The organism is Chitinophaga oryziterrae (assembly GCF_009758125.1).
Classification (GTDB): Bacteria; Bacteroidota; Bacteroidia; order Chitinophagales; family Chitinophagaceae; genus Chitinophaga; species Chitinophaga oryziterrae.
Map to the genome: position 1 here is coordinate 530,714 of NZ_WRXO01000004.1, position 16,278 is coordinate 546,991.

Below are 16,278 nucleotides of genomic sequence, written 5' to 3' on the forward strand. Positions count from 1 at the left end.
CATATCATCCGCCAAACCCGCTGAAAATGCTGAAGGTAATCACGCTCAGTACGATCAGTGTGATAATTACGTACAGTACATCTTTCTCCATGGCAAACGCCAGTACGGAGAAGGCTATACGGGTAATAGGTGTTGCCAGTAATACCACTACGCCCAGTTGAATAATAGCCATGCCATCCAGTTGGAAAACGCCATGAAGGATGCCCGGCAGATGTCTTACATATAATGGCGCACCGGTAAATTCAGTATAGGAGGGGACGCCTTTACCATTACTATAGAGGTAAATAATACCACCGATAAAAGCAATAACACTGGCGGAAATCACTCCCCAGCGAAGCTGCTGGCCTATGAACATCTCTACGTCCCTTTCCTGCCAGAACGTTTTTGAAAATAACTTTTTCATTATTATAAGTTTCTCATTAAACCATTGTAAATCATTTCAATAGCCAGCGCTGAAATAACAATGCTGAATATCAGCCGTAGCCATTTGGTGTTAATTTTTACCAGCAGTTTTGAACCAACAAAAGCGCCGCCCAGTACACCCAATACTACCGGCATGGCGATTCCCGGATCAATATATCCGCGTTGCAGGTATACTACCGCACTTGCAGCGGCAGTTACACCTATCATGAAATTACTGGTAGTGGTAGATACTTTAAATGGAATGCGCATCACGTTGTCCATCGCCAATACTTTCAATGCGCCGGAACCTATGCCCAGTAAGCCGGATACCACACCTGCCAGTGTCATCAGCAGGTAACCACCAGGTACTCCTTTAACTTTATACTCAATGATCTCTCCCTTTACCGGGTAAGAGCTGTTGAGGCGCATCAGTTTCGCCAGTTTATTATCGCTTTGTGTATCTGCGTGTTCGTTTTTCTTACGGACGGTCATGGCGGCAGAAAAGAGCAGCACTACGCCAAAGATGATGGCTACCAGGTGAGTAGGAGTATATACGGCCAGCACGGCACCCGCTATGGCCCCTGTAGTAGTGGCTATTTCCAGGAACATCCCGATCCTTACGTTGGTGATCCCTTCTTTGATATAGGCTGCCGCAGCGCCGGAAGAATTAGCAATAGAGGCTACCAGTGACGCTCCGATAGCATAGCGGATATCTACATGAAAAATGAGTGTAAGGAGGGGGATCAGTACCACGCCTCCACCAAGCCCGGTCAGTGAACCCAGCAGTCCGGCAGCAAAGGCCCCCAGTAATAAAATAAGTGTGAATACTAAAATTGACATTACAATATATTTAGAAATTATTCTCCGGAATCAGATGATATGTTTAGAAGTTATTCTCCAGTATCAGCTTAACTGTTTTCACTGCTTTAACAGCCTGTTGCTGTGCTATTGCTTTTAACAGTTGCACGTGCAGATCATGCGTCTGTTTAAAGACCTGCACATCCATCTGACGCAGTTGAAAGGATTCTCTGATGATGTTGGTGAATGTCTGGTAGAGGTCGGCCAGCACGCTGTTGTGAGATGCCAGGGCCACCGCTTTGTGAAAGCGGATATCAGCATCTGCACAGTCGCTGTACGAGTTATTACAGATCGCCTGCCACCTGTCTTCCAGGGCGGCCCGCATAGCGGAAAGGTCTTTCTCTTCCCGGTGTTGTGCCGCCAGTTGCACAATCTCTGCTTCCAGCAGGCTCCGCACGTCGTTCACTTCTTTTTGGGCGGCCCTGCGTAATCGCTGGTCCAGCGGTTCGGCAGCAGCAGGTGGGGCGCATACGAATGTACCAGCACCCTGTTGTACCCTCAGGATACCTGAATTAGAGAGTGTTTTAATCGCTTCCCTGATAGTAGAGCGGCCAACACCGAACTGTTCCATCAGTACCGGCTCCGGTGGGATGAGTTCCCCCGTCTTGTATTTGCCCAGGGAAATCTCCCTCTGCAACTCAAAAATGACCTTGTCGGCCAGCTTGATCGTATTTGCCATAACAGTAAACATCTGATGTTTGTAAAGGTAGGCACTTTGTCTCAAACATCAGATGTTTAATTTAAAAGCAATAAAAAAGCCGGCTTCCTGTAAGGAGCCGGCTTATATCTCAATGATTATAAGTTATTGAACGAGAGTCGGTTGTTTAGTTTCTACTACAGCATCCAGCCTGTTAGCAGCCTTCACTTTTTCAGGAACACCACGGATATCCCATACGATGCCGAAGAAACCAAGTGTACGGATAATGTAATAAGTGATGTCTATTTCCCACCAGAAGAATCCCTGTTGGGTAGCACTTTGATAGTAGTGGTGGTTATTATGCCATCCTTCTCCCAAAGTTATCAGCGCAAGCAAAAGACTATTTTTGGACAGATCTCCTGTTTTGTAACGTGGTTTACCCCACATGTGCATTAAAGAGTTGATAGTGAACGTACCATGATATACCAGGGTGGTACTCAGGAAGAAACCTATCAGCAGTGTAGATAAACCGGCATGCCATTCAAATAAGCCATGACCGTTTACCAGGTTACCTGCAAAATATACAGCAATCATCAGTACAACACCTGGTACCCAATGGTATTTGTTTAACCAGAAGAGTTCCGGCTGTTTAAAATCTTTGATCAGCTCATAGCGTGTAGGCTTGAATTCAGGTCCCATGATCCAACCCATGTGGGAATACCAGAAACCATAAATATTAGCTGAATGCGGATCTTCCGGTGTATCGCTGTGCTTGTGATGGGCGCGGTGATTGGCTCCCCACCACAACACACCTTTCTGCAGGCTGCTTTGTGCGCCACCTGCTAATATAAACTGGAAAAAACGCGATGTTTTATATGTACGATGCGAGAAATAGCGATGATAACCAGCGGTAACGAAGAACATACGGATTACATACAGTGCAGCACATAAAATCCAGTCGAACAGCGTCACATGTGTGAAGAATGCCAGTAGTGGTAGTAATTGTATACCTATGAAGTCGAACTGTCTTAGCCAGTTGACACCTCCTCTCAATTGTTTTTCAGAATTCATACTGCAAAAGTATTTCATAATTATAGAATAAACAATGACCAAGATCAGCAGCCGGCAATTTTGCCCGCTGCTGCCGGACCCGCCACGGGCTGAATCCCCGCCACCCCGGCTATCAGACGGGGATGCGCGGGAGGCGTCAGCGGAAGAACCGGACGAACTAAAGGAACTGCCGGAAGAAGATAACATTCCTATAACAAATACCTATTTTTCTGTATAGTCGCAGAATTTGCACTGCAATCCCTGCCTTTAAGTACCGGAAGCAGTTGTTTAACAGTCACTTTTTTAGTGGCCGGGAAGGATTCGGACTGGTTCCTTACGAAGTATCAGCGATAGGGCCGGGACTACTCATGTTGCATGGGATCAGGGAATAGATGTTATTGATATGACAGGTTGTGTAAAATAATACCCAATAAAGAGGTTATTCCTTATTAAAACGCTTGTCTCGCAACGTATTCGGTGCTGGCATGAAATTCCATCTATAAGAGTATATCTATACTTATTATGGCAAGTGCAATCGTTTCATCCTTTAACAGATACATGGAGATAGCCGGCGATCAGGTATTGTTTACCGGTCGCTTTGCCCGTAATATTTTCAAAGGAGGCTTTGAATGGGAAGAGTTCCTGCGTCAGTGTTATATAGTAGGTTACAAATCCATTGGCCTGGTAGGCATTACAGGTTTCATCGTTGGCTTTGTACTCACATTACAGACACAGCCTACACTTAAAACGTTCGGCGCCCAGAGTTATGTACCCAGTATGGTAGCCATTTCTATTATCCGGGAGATAGGGCCGGTGATTATCGCGTTGATCTGTGCGGGTAAAATAGCTTCCAGTATAGGTGCAGAACTGGGGAGTATGAAGGTGACCGAACAGATAGATGCCATGGAAGTATCCAGTGCGAACCCGGTCCAATACTTAGTAGTGACCCGTATCCTCGCCTGTACTATCATGGTACCGCTGCTGACCATCATGGCGGACGGACTGGCACTCCTGGGTGGTTATGTAGGTGTGAATTTACAGGAACACGTAAGTTTTTCTTTATTCTTCAGGAAATCATTTGCAGCGCTGAAATTCAGTGACGTAGTGCCGGCATTGATAAAAACCTTCTTCTTCGGATATGCAATAGGTTTTGTTGGATGTTACAAAGGTTATCATTCAAAGCGTGGTACCGAAAGCGTTGGCCTGGCCGCTAATTCTGCTGTGGTAAGCGCTTCGCTGTGGATCATCCTGCTGGATGCTATTGCTGTACAGATCACTAACATGATAGTTTATTAGTTATGAACGATACAGACACACAGGAACAGGAAGTAGTGGTGCAGGACACAGATAATGTGGTGATCCGCATACAACATCTGAAAAAATCCTTTGATGATAATGAGGTATTGAAAGATATCAACCTGGAATTACATAAAGGGGAAAATGTTGTGGTACTGGGGCGTTCCGGTCAGGGTAAATCCGTTACCATCCAATGTATTGCCGGATTGATGTTACAGGATGAAGGCAGCCTGGAAGTATTGGGTAAGGAAGTGAAAGAAATGACGCGGGATGAAATAAGAGAGATGAGGATCAGAGTGGGATTTCTTTTTCAGAGTGGAGCCCTCTATGATTCAATGACTGTCAAAGAAAATCTTTCTTTCCCTTTAACAAGAGTATTAAAACTAAAAGATAAACAGGAGATAGAAAAACGGATACATGAATCACTGGAGAGTGTGGGACTGGAAGACGCCATTGATAAATATCCTTCAGACCTTTCCGGCGGAATGCGTAAAAGGGTAGGATTGGCCAGAACGTTGATCCTCCGTCCGGAAATCATGTTGTATGATGAACCCACTACCGGGCTTGATCCCATTACATCCAGAGAAATTAGCGAACTGATAGTAGCACTACAGGAAAAATATGATACTTCATCCATCATCATTACCCATGACATGTCCTGCGCAAGAATTACGGCAGATAGAATAGTAGTGATGAATGAAGGAAAATATATAGCAACCGGCACTTATGATGAACTAACCAGATCACCAGACGAACTTGTACATAATTTTTTTAAATAAACCGGGCATGAAGAATAAAACCTCACAAAAGATAAAGGTCGGCATATTTACCACTGCCACGATTTTACTGTTACTGGCAGGCATCTTTTTAATCGGCCGGAATAAGAGTATGTTCCGCAGCACCATTGTGTTATACGGCACCTTTAAAAACGTGGGAGGATTGCTGGAAGGGAATAATATCCGCTTTGTCGGCATCAACGTAGGTACTGTGGAAAGCATTGATATTTTGACTGATTCTACTGCCCGTGTAGGATTACGTATACAGAAAAAAGTACAGCCTTTTATTAAAAAAGGGGCTATTGCCCGTATCAGTTCTGAGGGTTTAATGGGAGATAAACTGGTGGCCATCAGTTCTGGTACACAAACTACCACTCCTGTAAATGACGGGGATACCATCAGTACCATAGAACCTATGCAAATGGATAAGGTGATGGGCCGTATTTCCAGTGTGGCAGAGAACGCAGAAGTGATTACCGGTCAGTTGGCAGGCATTGTTACACAGGTGAACCGGGGGAAGGGCAGTGTAGGTAGATTGCTGTACAGCGATAGCCTGGCAAAGAGCCTGGAAGGAACGATCAGCGAAGCAAAGGGAACAATGAGGTCGGCTCATAAAGGTGCAGAAAGTTTTAGTGAAAATATGGAAGCATTAAAGCATAACTTCCTGTTGCGTGGTTATTTCAGAAAAAAAGATAAAGCCCGGAAGAAAGAAGAGAAAGAAGAAAAGAAAGATGATAAGGCGGATGAGAAACTGAAGAAGGCCGGGAAGTCGGAGGTAAAGCTAAAGAATGCAAAGGGTAAGGACTCTGCAACAATAAAAATAGAAAAAGAGCAATAGATTATTAATAGATCATGAACGCATTTTATCTTAGATGAGATGCGTTCATTTTTTTGTCTATTTTTATCCTCACGTATGAAAACATTAATCTGCACCACTCCCGGTCAATTCGATTATGGCGAAAGAGAAATGCCTTCGCCGGCACCTGATCATGCCATTATAAAAATAAAGCGCATAGGTATCTGTGGTACCGATCTCCATGCTTTTGAAGGTACCCAGCCCTTTTTTGCTTATCCCCGTGTGCTGGGGCATGAGCTGGCAGGAGAACTGGTCTCTTTTGACAATGCCCCCGGCTTTACTGCCGGAGAGGCCGTTACCTTCATTCCTTATTTCAATTGTGGTACCTGTATTGCCTGTCGCAGTGGTAAACCTAACTGTTGCACCAATATTCGTGTATGTGGTGTGCATATAGATGGTGGCATGGCGGAATACCTCTCTGTGCCCTCTTATTCGTTGGTACATGGTCAGGGGTTAAGTATGGATGCGCTGGCATTGGTAGAACCACTGGCCATAGGGGCGCATGGTGTTCGCCGGGCAGGTGTGGAACCCGGGGAATTTGTGCTGGTAATAGGAGCAGGGCCTATCGGTCTGGGCATTATGGAATTTGCCCGTATTGCCGGAGCCAATGTCATTGCCATGGACATCAATGAGGGGCGTCTTAATTTTTGTAAGGATAAGTTGAAAGTAGCCTATACGATTAATGCTAAAACGGCAGATATTATAGAAGAACTGAAAAGAATTACCAACAATGATATGCCTACGGTTGTTATAGATGCAACGGGTAGTCAACAGGCTATTAACAACGGGTTTCAGTATATGTCTCACGGCGCCAGGTATGTGCTGGTAGGCTTGCAGAAGGGGGAACTGGTTGTCAGTCACCCGGAATTTCACAAAAGGGAGGCTACCCTGATGAGCAGCAGGAATGCTACCCGTCAGGACTTTGAACATGTGATAGCCGCTATGAAAAGCGGAGAGGTGGACCCTACCACATATATCACACACCGGGTGGATTTCGGTCAGGTGAAGGACGAGTTCGGGGGCTGGTTAGATCCTGCCAACGGTGTAATTAAAGCAATGGTTAGTATCGGTTAAAAGGAACTTTTATTATATTTATCTGATGGAAGAATTAACAGCAGGCAAAGGTTCCCGTGTGCAGCATGCCCGGTATGGTCCCGGAGTGATCATTGGTGTTAAGTACGCACAGTTTGTGGTAACATTTATGGACCAGGGTATTATAGAAGTAGATAAAACAGATCCTTTATTTGAGATATTACATGCAGAGAACAAAACGATAGAAGTAGAAACCGTATCAGCCGTAGAAACTTCTTTACTCAAGATATTACGGTTATGGGGAGATGCTTCTGAAATCGTACCATTGGGGGACCGCTGGGAGGGGGGGACTATGTTGTTGCAGCCGAAGGATCCTTCCCTGAAACCAAAGGAAATACCTGTAGAGGCGTTCTTTCATAAGATAGTAATGGTGCGCGACCGTCTCCGGGTATTGGAACAGCAGATTAACAGTCACAAACTGCTGAGTGATGAGGATAAAGTGAACCTGCAGCAATACATTACCCGTGTTTACGGATCATTGACTACATTCAATGTATTGTTTAAACAGAAAGAACACTGGTTTGTAGGTGGAAAAGGTAGCGAAGACTAACGGGACGGCCTTAAATTTGTTGTATAGCATAACATTGTTCCATTTAAACACGATGCCATATGAAAGATTTTACATTGGATTTTGACCTGAAAGGTAGCAACTATGTAGTAGTAGTGCAATCGCTCGAATCAAGGGGCATAGAGCATTACAAGGCTGTACTGGACGAAGAGCATTCCATCGATTATTTAGTACAGAGTACCGGTATTCTGCAACCCAATCCCGATTATGCTGCCGATCCGCAGCTGGTAAGTGCAATTGCTACCCGTATCCTGGAAGTGGTACATGAGGACGATCGTGGAAAAGATGCCACATCCACACTATAGTACTGAGTACGGCAAATCTATATTAAACGTAGTCCCCTTGTTTACCTTAGAGTTTACGTAGATATTTCCCCCATGCTGTTGCACCAGCTGTCTGCAGATATGCAGTCCCAGCCCGGTAGAGCGTTCATGATTCAATCCTTCTCTTCCTGAAGACGTAAAACGGTCAAAGAGCGCAGGCAATAGTTCGTTGGGTATACCAATTCCTGTATCTGCAACAGAGATCCGGACACCGCCTCTGTGCGGGCGCATACCCAGTGTAATGGCCCCATCTTCCGGTGTAAATTTAACAGCGTTATGTAACAGGTTTTCTACGACACGCTGCATTTTACCGGGATGGATATGCGCCTTGATCTCTCTGGGATGTAGTTCCAGCAGTACTTTCCTGTTGTGTTTTGATTGCTGTTCCCAGTTATCACGCACATTTTCTATCCACTGGTTCAGAGAGATATAATTGGTCTGTAATTTTGTGCCGTCACTTTTCTGTGCGGCCAGTAATAACTCTTCAATGATCTGGTCGGACGTTTTACAGGCATCCATGATCCAGTCCATATATTTACTTTCCTGCTCCGGTGTATAGGGATATTCCTGCATCAGGTGTACGACGGAACGAATCCCGGAAATAGGGTTGCGGAGATCGTGCGCTACGATGGCCAGGATTTCTGTTTTCAACCGGTTTGCCTGTGCAATCTCTTCATTCTTTCTCTCAATGGTTTTTATCTTAATAAAATAATTAACATGGAAGGAGTATAATAACCGGGCGGTTACAAAAAAGCAGAGCATGATTTCCCAGAATACGATATGGTTCATTACTCTCGTTACCGGATCTACCTGGAAAAGGTGGATGAACAGGGAAAAGATGATGCCCGAAATACCAATCAGCAGTAATAATTCCCATAGCAGAAATACAAACACTATCGCCACACAGATCACGCCTATCAGCAGCATAGTCATGGTGTTTTTAGGGTTATGCTGTGCCGTAAAGGTAAGTGACATGGAAGTGCCTATAAATATTAATGCATATATAAGACTCAAAAAGTGATATTGATTTTGTTTGTTAACCGGGATCTTTCTTCTGATAATGAATATAGTAATAGCCACAAGAGTAGAGCCGGTGATCATGAATAGATTTGTAATGCTTAATTCATGAAACTGTTGGGGGGGAAGCTGATGCGTTTGTGGCAATAGATCTGCTATAATGCGTATCACAAATGCTGCGATAGCAGTTATAAAAGAAACCAGACCAGCAATCTTAAGGTTCTGTTTTCTAATAATATAGTAAAATTCCTCCCTGAATGTTTTATCAATAGGAGTGAATAGATATAATTTCATGTGTCGAAGGCTAGGTATATCAGTCCTGAATTGCTATTTATCAGCAAGTTAATTATATTTTAATGGCTGTCTGAATATTATTGTTCGTAAATTGTTGTATCCGATTACTCTGGCTGTTTTATCCCCGCATACCCCATGAATGACTTTGGAGTTGATATTATTGGAAAAACTGGCTTCTATGCAAAAGCCGCAGCTTTTTAACCATCATGGAACAATACACAACGCCCCTGGAGCATCCGGCAGATATTGCCCGCTACCTTACCAGCGCTTTAGGTAAGAACAAAGTGAAGGAAATTAAATTCGGTTACAGGCTTGATAAAGATGAACCAGCTGTAAAGTTTAAGATCATATTACGTTTTCCGTATAACCTTTTTGCCCGTAAAAGTGTGGAAGAGCAGGTAGATGCGGAAATAGCGCGTGCACCATTGTCCGACCAGCTGACTGCAAAACTACTCTTTCAGATACAATAAATAGTTATATAACTAAAGATCAGCTGGCCGTTAAATTATCTATCATCAGACCGGGAACTGCAATTACAGGTAGGTGCTTTTATGGAAAAAGGGGGTAGCCAATTGCTGGCTTTGTTAGGTTTTGAATCAATTACTTCAATCAGGCTCCGTTGGGAGCCTTGTATTTGCAGATATGTTATTCAACAAAATCAGACTCCGTTAGCGTCCCCTGTTATATTTGTGAACAGGGAACGCTAACGGAGTCATTATTTAGAAGATATTTATCTGCTACAAACACGGAACTCCAGGCGGAGTTCATTTTTTATACTGACTTAGCAAATAAAGGCTTCAGTGTAAACCATGCCAGTGCAGGGAAAAAGTGCATTGGGATCGTTAAGCCTGGAAATAATTCCGGCGCTTCAATGGTCATTGGCAGTTTAGCTGCAAAAGGTCCGAGAATTGTAACAAAGGAAAGGATGGTAAAGATCAGGTTGAAAACCGGCTCAGTGTTACCTTTCAATACTTTGCTCAATAAAAAGTAACCCAGTGCTGCTATTAAAGTACCCCCAACAGAGCTGCCCAGTATCTTTGCAATTGTAACAGTTTCAGTGAATCCTTCTCCCAGTGAAGCCGCATACACTTTCTGGTATATAATGGAGGCAATGCCTGCCAGTAAACCGGATATTACACCCAGTAATAATAATTTCTTCAGCATGTAATTGCAGATTTAAGTATGATCACTTACTTGGTAACGGGTACGGCTACTTCTACTTTAATGATATCAGAAACATCGCCGCCTGGTTTTCCGATATGGAAATCATTACGGTTTACGTTAAAGGTACCGTTGAAGGTAGCAGTACTACCTGTACGTTTAAAGGTAAAAGGAATAGTAAATTCCTTTTTCACACCATGTATTTCAAGGTCACCTGTAACCTGGTATGCGTTACCGGCTTTCACGATTTTCTTTGATACATAATGAATGACAGGATATTTGGCAGCATCAAACCATTCATCGCTTTTAGCGTGTTTGTTCTGAAGTCCGTTACCTGTATTGATAGAAGCAACGTCTACGGTCACATCGAAATTCGATACGGCCAGGTTCTGCTCATCAAATGCGATACTGCCTTTAAATGTTTTGAATATACCACCAGCTTCATTGCTGGAAAAGCTGATATTATATTTATCGGTTATTTTCCACACCGGTGATACTACTGTAAAGGCAAACACTGCTGCTATAAGCAGCAGTGTTACCGAAAATATTGTTAGTTTCTTCATTATTGTTAAACTTATTCTTTAACAAATTCTGCATTACCGAGGATCTTCACATCATCGCCCAGCATAGCCACTGGCATAGAAGCGCCGATACCGAAATCAGTACGTTTGATAGTGCCGGTAAATTTAAAACCTGCAGATACTTTCTTGTTCATTGGGTTGGTAGCAGTACCGTTGAAAACTGCATCCAGGGTAACGGTTTTAGTTACACCATGAAGGGTCAGATCTCCAACCAGTTTGTAGTTCTTACCGCTAACTTTCTTGAAAGATTTGCTTTTGAAAGTAAGGGTACCGAATTTTTCTGCATCAAAGAAATCAGCGCTTTTCAGGTGTTTGTCACGCATTTCGTTATCAGTAGAAAGGCTGTTAATGTCTGCAGTTACTTCAATTACTGCATCAGACATATCGTCTTTAGAAGAAGTGATCTTTGCATCAAAGGTTCTGAAGGCGCCTTCACTTTCAGAGATACCCATGTGGTTCACTGCGTAAGACAGTCTTGAGTGTGCTTTGTCAACATTCCAGGTTTGAGCGAATGTAGTTGCAGACAGGGCTAATAATAAAGATGCAACGATGGTAAGTTTTTTCATGTGTTTTTAAAATTGAAAATTTAAGATTGAAGTTATTCTATTTGTAAAATTATACTTTTTTTTTGATGATTGATGTTTCAACATATATTTCTTCCCGATATACATCACAGAGCGGTTCTTGCTGCAATCATTTAATCACTGTTTTAAATATTTGTTATAAATTTACAATCTTAAGAGTGTTACTCTCTTTTGGAAAGTCAAAGGTATATGGAGTGTAACTTCTAAACAAGAAGGCACTGATAAGAGCCTTACTTACTTTTTAGTAACAATCGTGAAAATCAAATTGTTATGAAAGAAAATAGTTCAGGTAAATTTTCTGCAGCGGTGAATTGTCCTATCAGACAGGTATTGGACAGGTTTGGTGACAAGTGGTCCATATTAGTGGTGGAATTGTTATCTGGCAAGGGTCGGTTAAGGTTTAGTGAAATTGGTCAGCACATTGGGGATATCTCACAGAAGATGCTCACGGTAACTTTGCGTTCACTGGAATCAGATGGGTTGATATCGAGGGAGATCTTTCCGGAAATTCCGCCACGGGTGGAATACGAGCTGACGGCGCTGGGTAAGAGCCTGGTACCTCATATTGAGAGCCTGACCGGGTGGGGAGTGGAGCATCTGGATGCTATCCTTCAGAACCGGAAAGCCTATGAGCTGAGGCAAAAGAAGACTACATATTAAAACGGGGCTAACCCTGAGGCAGCCCCGTTTTAATATGTTATTACTTTACAATACCTGCAAAGCGTTGATAGAGGAGAGTTGGACTTTTTTCATTCTTCGGCTCATATTTACCGGCGATCAGGGGAACATATATCACCCTTCTGCGGCTGGCTTCTCCTACTACTGAAGATTGTGCCACACGATGCCATAGGCGACCGTCGTGAACAGTGATATCACCAGCCTTAGGCATAATAGCGATCTCTTTCTTATCAGGACGGTGATCAATGAAATATCTTTTCTTAAACAGCATACTTAACAAGCTCTGTTTGTGCGTACCTGGTATAATCCTTAATCCGCCGTTCTCAGGCTGTAAAGTACTCAGGTGAATTCCGAGGTTCAGCATCGGGTTCAAACGGCCACCGTAGAAGATGTCGCGCAGACCGTCCGTATGCCAGCCCATTTTAGTGAACTTGCTTTCAGGACCATTTACATAGTGGTTGAACACCATGCCATCCTTTTCATCTACTCCGATACGTGCATCCGGCCCGATCAATTCCAGTAATCCCTGTAAGCGTTCATCATTCAGGAGTTCCGATAATACAGGTGTGTGCTTATTTATAAATGCAAAACGTTGTACGATTTTGTTGCCATTGAGGTCAATACCGTACTTAATAGGTACACCATTGATCTTTTCCACGTTATCACTGATCCACTTTTGTTGTACCTGTTCAGATGCTTCAATGATTTGCTGTACAGTTTCAGAAGTCAGCGCGTTTGAGAAATGAATAAATCCATGCTCCTCAAAAAAAGCTTTTTGTTCTGTTGTGAGTGAATTGCCCAGTGTAAACGTAGTATAAGCTGTTGCCATGATAATTTGAAAAATTTAAATTGATTGATGATCGATAAATAGCCACATAGTTCGCTGTGAGGTTTGATAGAAGGAATTATCTAACAATAAGGACATCTCTTACTGGTAGGTGAAGAAGACCTGCGGAGTAGCTGAAATATAGTCGATGGTGGTAGCATTTATTAGTCTACTGAATTTATAGGATAAAGATAAGTACTTTTTACAAGTTACAAAAATAAACTATAATTGACTAACTTTTATAGAGGCTACCAGCAATTTTTTCCACCATATTTTTGGGGAATAACCTTGTGGAAAACGCACTTATTACGTTTAGCGCACCAGGTATAATCTCCGCCTTCTTGTTAAACATTCCTTTCAGCGCTATATCTGCGGCCGTATCCGGATGCATTCCGAACTTCTCGGCAGTGGCTTTTATTGCCTGCATACCAGCACGGTCCACAAAGTTGGTATTTACCGGTCCGGGACAAAGACAGCTAACGGATATGTTACTGCCTTTTAATTCCTGTCGTAATCCTCTCGTAAAGACCAGTAAAAAGGCTTTTGATGCGGCGTAGAGGCTTAACGTTGGTACCGCCTGGTAAGCAGCTGTACTGGAAACATTAAGGATATACGATTGCGGTTGTGCTTTTAACATCGGAAGCAGATAGTGACAGAGAGCTACAGGCGTTTGCATGTTCAGTTGCAGCATATTGGACTGCTTTTCCAGGGTCAGTGATTCAAACGTTCCCCAGATCCCGTAACCTGCATTATTGATCAGAACAGATACCGTATAGTGGTTATCGGTACACCACTTATATACAGTTTCAGCAGCATTGGGCAGTGAAAGGTCCTGTGCCAGCCAGCTTACCTGTACATTGTATTTTGTTCTGAGTGTATTCGCAACTGTTTCCAATTCCTCGCCCGACCTGGCTACCAGGAGGAGGTCGTAGTGTTTCATTGCCAGCAGATTAGCCATTGATAGTCCAATGCCCTTGCTGGCTCCTGTTATTAGTGCGTATGCCATATTTGTTGTGAATACCCCTTAAAAATTGCGGAAAGATAACGCTATTTTAAACAATATGAAAATAGAGGTCTCAGGTTGCAGAAATAAGGAAGGGCGGTAAGAATACCGCCCTTAATTTTTTAACCATATCCTATGAAAAACCTGAACTAAAGATATATGACCATTTTCAGCCACGTAGTCAATTTTGGTAAAGGCTATATTTTATCTGGTAAACGTTGGTAAAAACACCCCGTTAACAAAAAATTAACAAAATGTGTAATCGTTTAAATCAATGTGGTAAGCGTTCTCTCACTATTCCGTACACCCAGGTACCCAGAATTGCGCTGAACAAGGTAACCACCGTAACGGTGAAGCCTGCACCGATCTGTGCATATAATGGCCCCGGACAGGCACCCGTCATCGCCCAGCCAAATCCGAACAGCAAACCGCCAAATATCTGCCCTTTATTAAAGGGCTTATCCGTAAAAGTGACGGGCTCACCATGGATCGTCCTGATCTTCAGCTTCTTAATGAGAAATACCGAGATCATCCCCGTCACCACTGCCGAACCAATGACCCCATACATGTGAAATGACTGCAAACGGAACATTTCCTGGATGCGGTACCACGACACTACCTGCGACTTTACCAGGATAATCCCGAAAAATACACCTGCTACCAGGTACTTTAACTGACGCCATCCCGGTTCCTGCTTTGCCGGGGCGTCCAGGCTTTCTACTTCAAAATCAGTATTCATGATAAGGATAATTATAAATGAAGAATAGATGGGAGGATAAGATTAGCCATGATAAACCCGCCAGCCATAAAACAGCAGGTTGCTACCAGGGAAGGCCATTGCAGGTTTGATAACCCCATAATGGAATGTCCGGATGTACAGCCACCGGCATACCGGGTGCCAAATCCTACCAGGAAACCACCCACCACCATCAGGATAAATCCCCTGAGCGTCAGCAGCGCCGGCCAGTTAAACAGTTGTACGGGCAACAATGCATGATGGTCCGTTACCCCATAACCCTGTAATTCTGCTGCCAGCTGAGGATGGATCACCACCGGCTGAGGATCTGTGAACAGGAAGGTGGCAATGGCCCCTCCCAGTAATATGCCTGCTGCGAAAACCAGGTTCCAGGATTCTTTTTTCCAGTCGTAAGAGAAGAAAGGTGTTTTGGCAGGCAAACAAGCTGCACAGATATGCCGCAGGGAAGACGAGATACCAAAATGCCGGTTTCCCAGCAGTAACAACAGCGGTACCATAAGCCCTATCAGTGGACCGGCAACATACCAGGGCCAGGGCGCGCTTAATGCATTCATCAGCATAATGTCGGTTTTAAGTATGTTAGATAGATATTATATGAGTGGTGGTGTGCAAAGATATCATTTTAAATATCCACAGGATGTTGAAAGAATGCAGTAATCCAAATATGTTGCAACACGCATATTTATTATCTTTGAAGTATGAGAATAGAGCAAGCTATTAATCAGCGTAAGTTCCGGGATGAACATCATAAGGTGGTGGTCAACCTCCTGTATACCGGCAACTGGTTGAGGGATGCCCTGGGTACTAACCTGAAAGCCCACGGACTTTTACCGCAACACTACAATGCTTTACGCATCATCAGAGGTAAACATCCTGAACCATTATCTGCCGGTAGTATCAAAGAAGTAATGCTGGATAAAGCAAGTGATGTTACCCGTCTGCTGGACAAGCTGGAAAAACTGAACTTCATTCAGCGCAGACTTTGTCCGCATAACCGCCGTAAAATGGATATCAATATCACCACGCAGGGATTACTGTTGCTGGACCAACTGGATGAACCAATGGATGGCTTTTATAAAGATCTTATTGAACGGTTGACAGAAGATGAAGCGAAGACGCTGAGCGACCTGCTGGATAAAATGCGCGGATAATGATATCTTTGTCTGCATGAGGTGTGCTTTCGTTCTGTATTTTTTCTTCCTGGTATTTTGCTGCGGGCTTAGCGCCAATGCAGAAAAGATCAGGGGCTCCCAAACATTTTCCACGACCTCACAGGTAAAGTATCAGGGGCATAATGATGCGCCGGAGATAATCATTGAGATTATCACCAACCAGGCGCTGACCTCTTCATTCAGCCCCGTTGCTACCGTTTATTTTAAAGATCATTTTCTTACAACGGTTATTGTTTCAGGCAGCGGAATATTCGTCAGGCGCTTATTGCCCGATCTGCAGGCTATTGTAAAGTGTATAATTTTCCCCCAGCACTTTTTCTGGTAATTTTCCTGTTTATCTTTATTAT

At 43.5% G+C, this 16,278-nt stretch carries 23 protein-coding genes; 11 read left to right on the top strand and 12 right to left on the bottom strand.

The window, feature by feature from the left end:
• Nucleotides 1-4: 4 nt before the first annotated feature.
• From GO495_RS16965 to GO495_RS16980, 4 genes are all read right to left on the bottom strand, one after another.
• Nucleotides 5-403: a DUF1634 domain-containing protein gene (locus GO495_RS16965; protein WP_157300908.1), complete on the bottom strand. Its 399-nt coding sequence runs from the start codon at nucleotides 401-403 to the stop codon at nucleotides 5-7.
• Between the two features lie 2 nt (nucleotides 404-405).
• Nucleotides 406-1,242, bottom strand: coding sequence for a sulfite exporter TauE/SafE family protein (locus GO495_RS16970; protein ID WP_157300909.1), 837 nt, complete (start codon nucleotides 1,240-1,242; stop codon nucleotides 406-408).
• 43 nt (nucleotides 1,243-1,285) lie between these two features.
• On the bottom strand, nucleotides 1,286-1,951 hold the full coding sequence (locus tag GO495_RS16975; protein ID WP_205691281.1) for a FadR/GntR family transcriptional regulator: 666 nt from the start codon (nucleotides 1,949-1,951) through the stop codon (nucleotides 1,286-1,288).
• A 111-nt stretch (nucleotides 1,952-2,062) separates the two neighbouring features.
• Entirely contained in the window at nucleotides 2,063-2,968 is a 906-nt protein-coding gene (locus GO495_RS16980; RefSeq protein WP_157300910.1) for an acyl-CoA desaturase, read from the bottom strand.
• Nucleotides 2,969-3,002: 34 nt separating this feature from the next.
• Here GO495_RS16980 and GO495_RS16985 point away from each other — a divergent pair, with 34 nt between their 5' ends.
• From GO495_RS16985 to GO495_RS17015, 7 genes are all read left to right on the top strand, one after another.
• Complete coding sequence (locus GO495_RS16985; protein ID WP_157300911.1) at nucleotides 3,003-3,185, top strand: hypothetical protein; 183 nt, start codon at nucleotides 3,003-3,005, stop codon at nucleotides 3,183-3,185.
• Nucleotides 3,186-3,469: 284 nt separating this feature from the next.
• Complete coding sequence (locus GO495_RS16990) at nucleotides 3,470-4,243, top strand: MlaE family ABC transporter permease (protein ID WP_170302689.1); 774 nt, start codon at nucleotides 3,470-3,472, stop codon at nucleotides 4,241-4,243.
• Between the two features lie 2 nt (nucleotides 4,244-4,245).
• Nucleotides 4,246-5,022 carry an ABC transporter ATP-binding protein gene (locus GO495_RS16995; RefSeq protein ID WP_157300912.1) on the top strand — a complete coding sequence of 259 codons (777 nt, stop codon included), beginning with the start codon at nucleotides 4,246-4,248 and terminating at the stop codon, nucleotides 5,020-5,022.
• 7 nt (nucleotides 5,023-5,029) lie between these two features.
• Nucleotides 5,030-5,857 carry an MlaD family protein gene (locus GO495_RS17000; RefSeq protein WP_157300913.1) on the top strand — a complete coding sequence of 276 codons (828 nt, stop codon included), beginning with the start codon at nucleotides 5,030-5,032 and terminating at the stop codon, nucleotides 5,855-5,857.
• A gap of 75 nt (nucleotides 5,858-5,932) precedes the next feature.
• On the top strand, nucleotides 5,933-6,949 hold the full coding sequence (locus GO495_RS17005; protein WP_157300914.1) for a zinc-binding alcohol dehydrogenase family protein: 1,017 nt from the start codon (nucleotides 5,933-5,935) through the stop codon (nucleotides 6,947-6,949).
• Nucleotides 6,950-6,974: 25 nt separating this feature from the next.
• Entirely contained in the window at nucleotides 6,975-7,517 is a 543-nt protein-coding gene (locus GO495_RS17010; protein ID WP_089787073.1) for a hypothetical protein, read from the top strand.
• A 59-nt stretch (nucleotides 7,518-7,576) separates the two neighbouring features.
• A complete protein-coding gene (locus GO495_RS17015) occupies nucleotides 7,577-7,840 on the top strand; it encodes a hypothetical protein (protein WP_089787074.1) in 264 nt (87 codons plus the stop codon).
• Here GO495_RS17015 and GO495_RS17020 read toward each other — a convergent pair.
• Nucleotides 7,835-9,169: an ATP-binding protein gene (locus GO495_RS17020; RefSeq protein ID WP_157300915.1), complete on the bottom strand. Its 1,335-nt coding sequence runs from the start codon at nucleotides 9,167-9,169 to the stop codon at nucleotides 7,835-7,837. The two genes, GO495_RS17015 and GO495_RS17020, sit on opposite strands and share 6 nt — an antisense overlap.
• A gap of 206 nt (nucleotides 9,170-9,375) precedes the next feature.
• On the opposite strand from GO495_RS17020, the gene GO495_RS17025 reads away from it, so the two are divergent.
• Nucleotides 9,376-9,639, top strand: a complete 264-nt coding sequence (locus GO495_RS17025) for a hypothetical protein (protein WP_157300916.1) — start codon at nucleotides 9,376-9,378, stop codon at nucleotides 9,637-9,639.
• A 301-nt stretch (nucleotides 9,640-9,940) separates the two neighbouring features.
• On the opposite strand, the gene GO495_RS17030 is transcribed toward GO495_RS17025, so the two are convergent.
• The 3 genes from GO495_RS17030 to GO495_RS17040 are packed head-to-tail and all read right to left on the bottom strand — an operon-like array spanning nucleotide 9,941 to nucleotide 11,477.
• Nucleotides 9,941-10,333, bottom strand: a complete 393-nt coding sequence (locus GO495_RS17030; protein ID WP_157300917.1) for a hypothetical protein — start codon at nucleotides 10,331-10,333, stop codon at nucleotides 9,941-9,943.
• A 26-nt stretch (nucleotides 10,334-10,359) separates the two neighbouring features.
• On the bottom strand, nucleotides 10,360-10,893 hold the full coding sequence (locus tag GO495_RS17035) for a YceI family protein (RefSeq protein ID WP_157300918.1): 534 nt from the start codon (nucleotides 10,891-10,893) through the stop codon (nucleotides 10,360-10,362).
• 11 nt (nucleotides 10,894-10,904) lie between these two features.
• A complete protein-coding gene (locus GO495_RS17040; RefSeq protein ID WP_157300919.1) occupies nucleotides 10,905-11,477 on the bottom strand; it encodes a YceI family protein in 573 nt (190 codons plus the stop codon).
• A 288-nt stretch (nucleotides 11,478-11,765) separates the two neighbouring features.
• On the opposite strand from GO495_RS17040, the gene GO495_RS17045 reads away from it, so the two are divergent.
• A complete protein-coding gene (locus GO495_RS17045) occupies nucleotides 11,766-12,155 on the top strand; it encodes a winged helix-turn-helix transcriptional regulator (protein WP_157300920.1) in 390 nt (129 codons plus the stop codon).
• A 40-nt stretch (nucleotides 12,156-12,195) separates the two neighbouring features.
• Here GO495_RS17045 and GO495_RS17050 read toward each other — a convergent pair whose 3' ends face one another.
• From GO495_RS17050 to GO495_RS17065, 4 genes are all read right to left on the bottom strand, one after another.
• A complete protein-coding gene (locus GO495_RS17050) occupies nucleotides 12,196-13,002 on the bottom strand; it encodes a phytanoyl-CoA dioxygenase family protein (protein WP_157300921.1) in 807 nt (268 codons plus the stop codon).
• A 229-nt stretch (nucleotides 13,003-13,231) separates the two neighbouring features.
• Nucleotides 13,232-14,005, bottom strand: a complete 774-nt coding sequence (locus tag GO495_RS17055; RefSeq protein WP_157300922.1) for an SDR family NAD(P)-dependent oxidoreductase — start codon at nucleotides 14,003-14,005, stop codon at nucleotides 13,232-13,234.
• Between the two features lie 268 nt (nucleotides 14,006-14,273).
• A complete protein-coding gene (locus GO495_RS17060; protein WP_157300923.1) occupies nucleotides 14,274-14,741 on the bottom strand; it encodes a DUF6691 family protein in 468 nt (155 codons plus the stop codon).
• Nucleotides 14,742-14,752: 11 nt separating this feature from the next.
• Nucleotides 14,753-15,319, bottom strand: a complete 567-nt coding sequence (locus GO495_RS17065) for a YeeE/YedE family protein (RefSeq protein WP_420808918.1) — start codon at nucleotides 15,317-15,319, stop codon at nucleotides 14,753-14,755.
• Nucleotides 15,320-15,457: 138 nt separating this feature from the next.
• Here GO495_RS17065 and GO495_RS17070 point away from each other — a divergent pair, with 138 nt between their 5' ends.
• Together GO495_RS17070 and GO495_RS17075 are read left to right on the top strand one after the other, a co-directional pair.
• Complete coding sequence (locus GO495_RS17070; protein ID WP_157300925.1) at nucleotides 15,458-15,910, top strand: MarR family winged helix-turn-helix transcriptional regulator; 453 nt, start codon at nucleotides 15,458-15,460, stop codon at nucleotides 15,908-15,910.
• A gap of 16 nt (nucleotides 15,911-15,926) precedes the next feature.
• Complete coding sequence (locus GO495_RS17075) at nucleotides 15,927-16,256, top strand: hypothetical protein (RefSeq protein ID WP_157300926.1); 330 nt, start codon at nucleotides 15,927-15,929, stop codon at nucleotides 16,254-16,256.
• The last annotated feature ends 22 nt before the right edge of the window (nucleotides 16,257-16,278 follow it).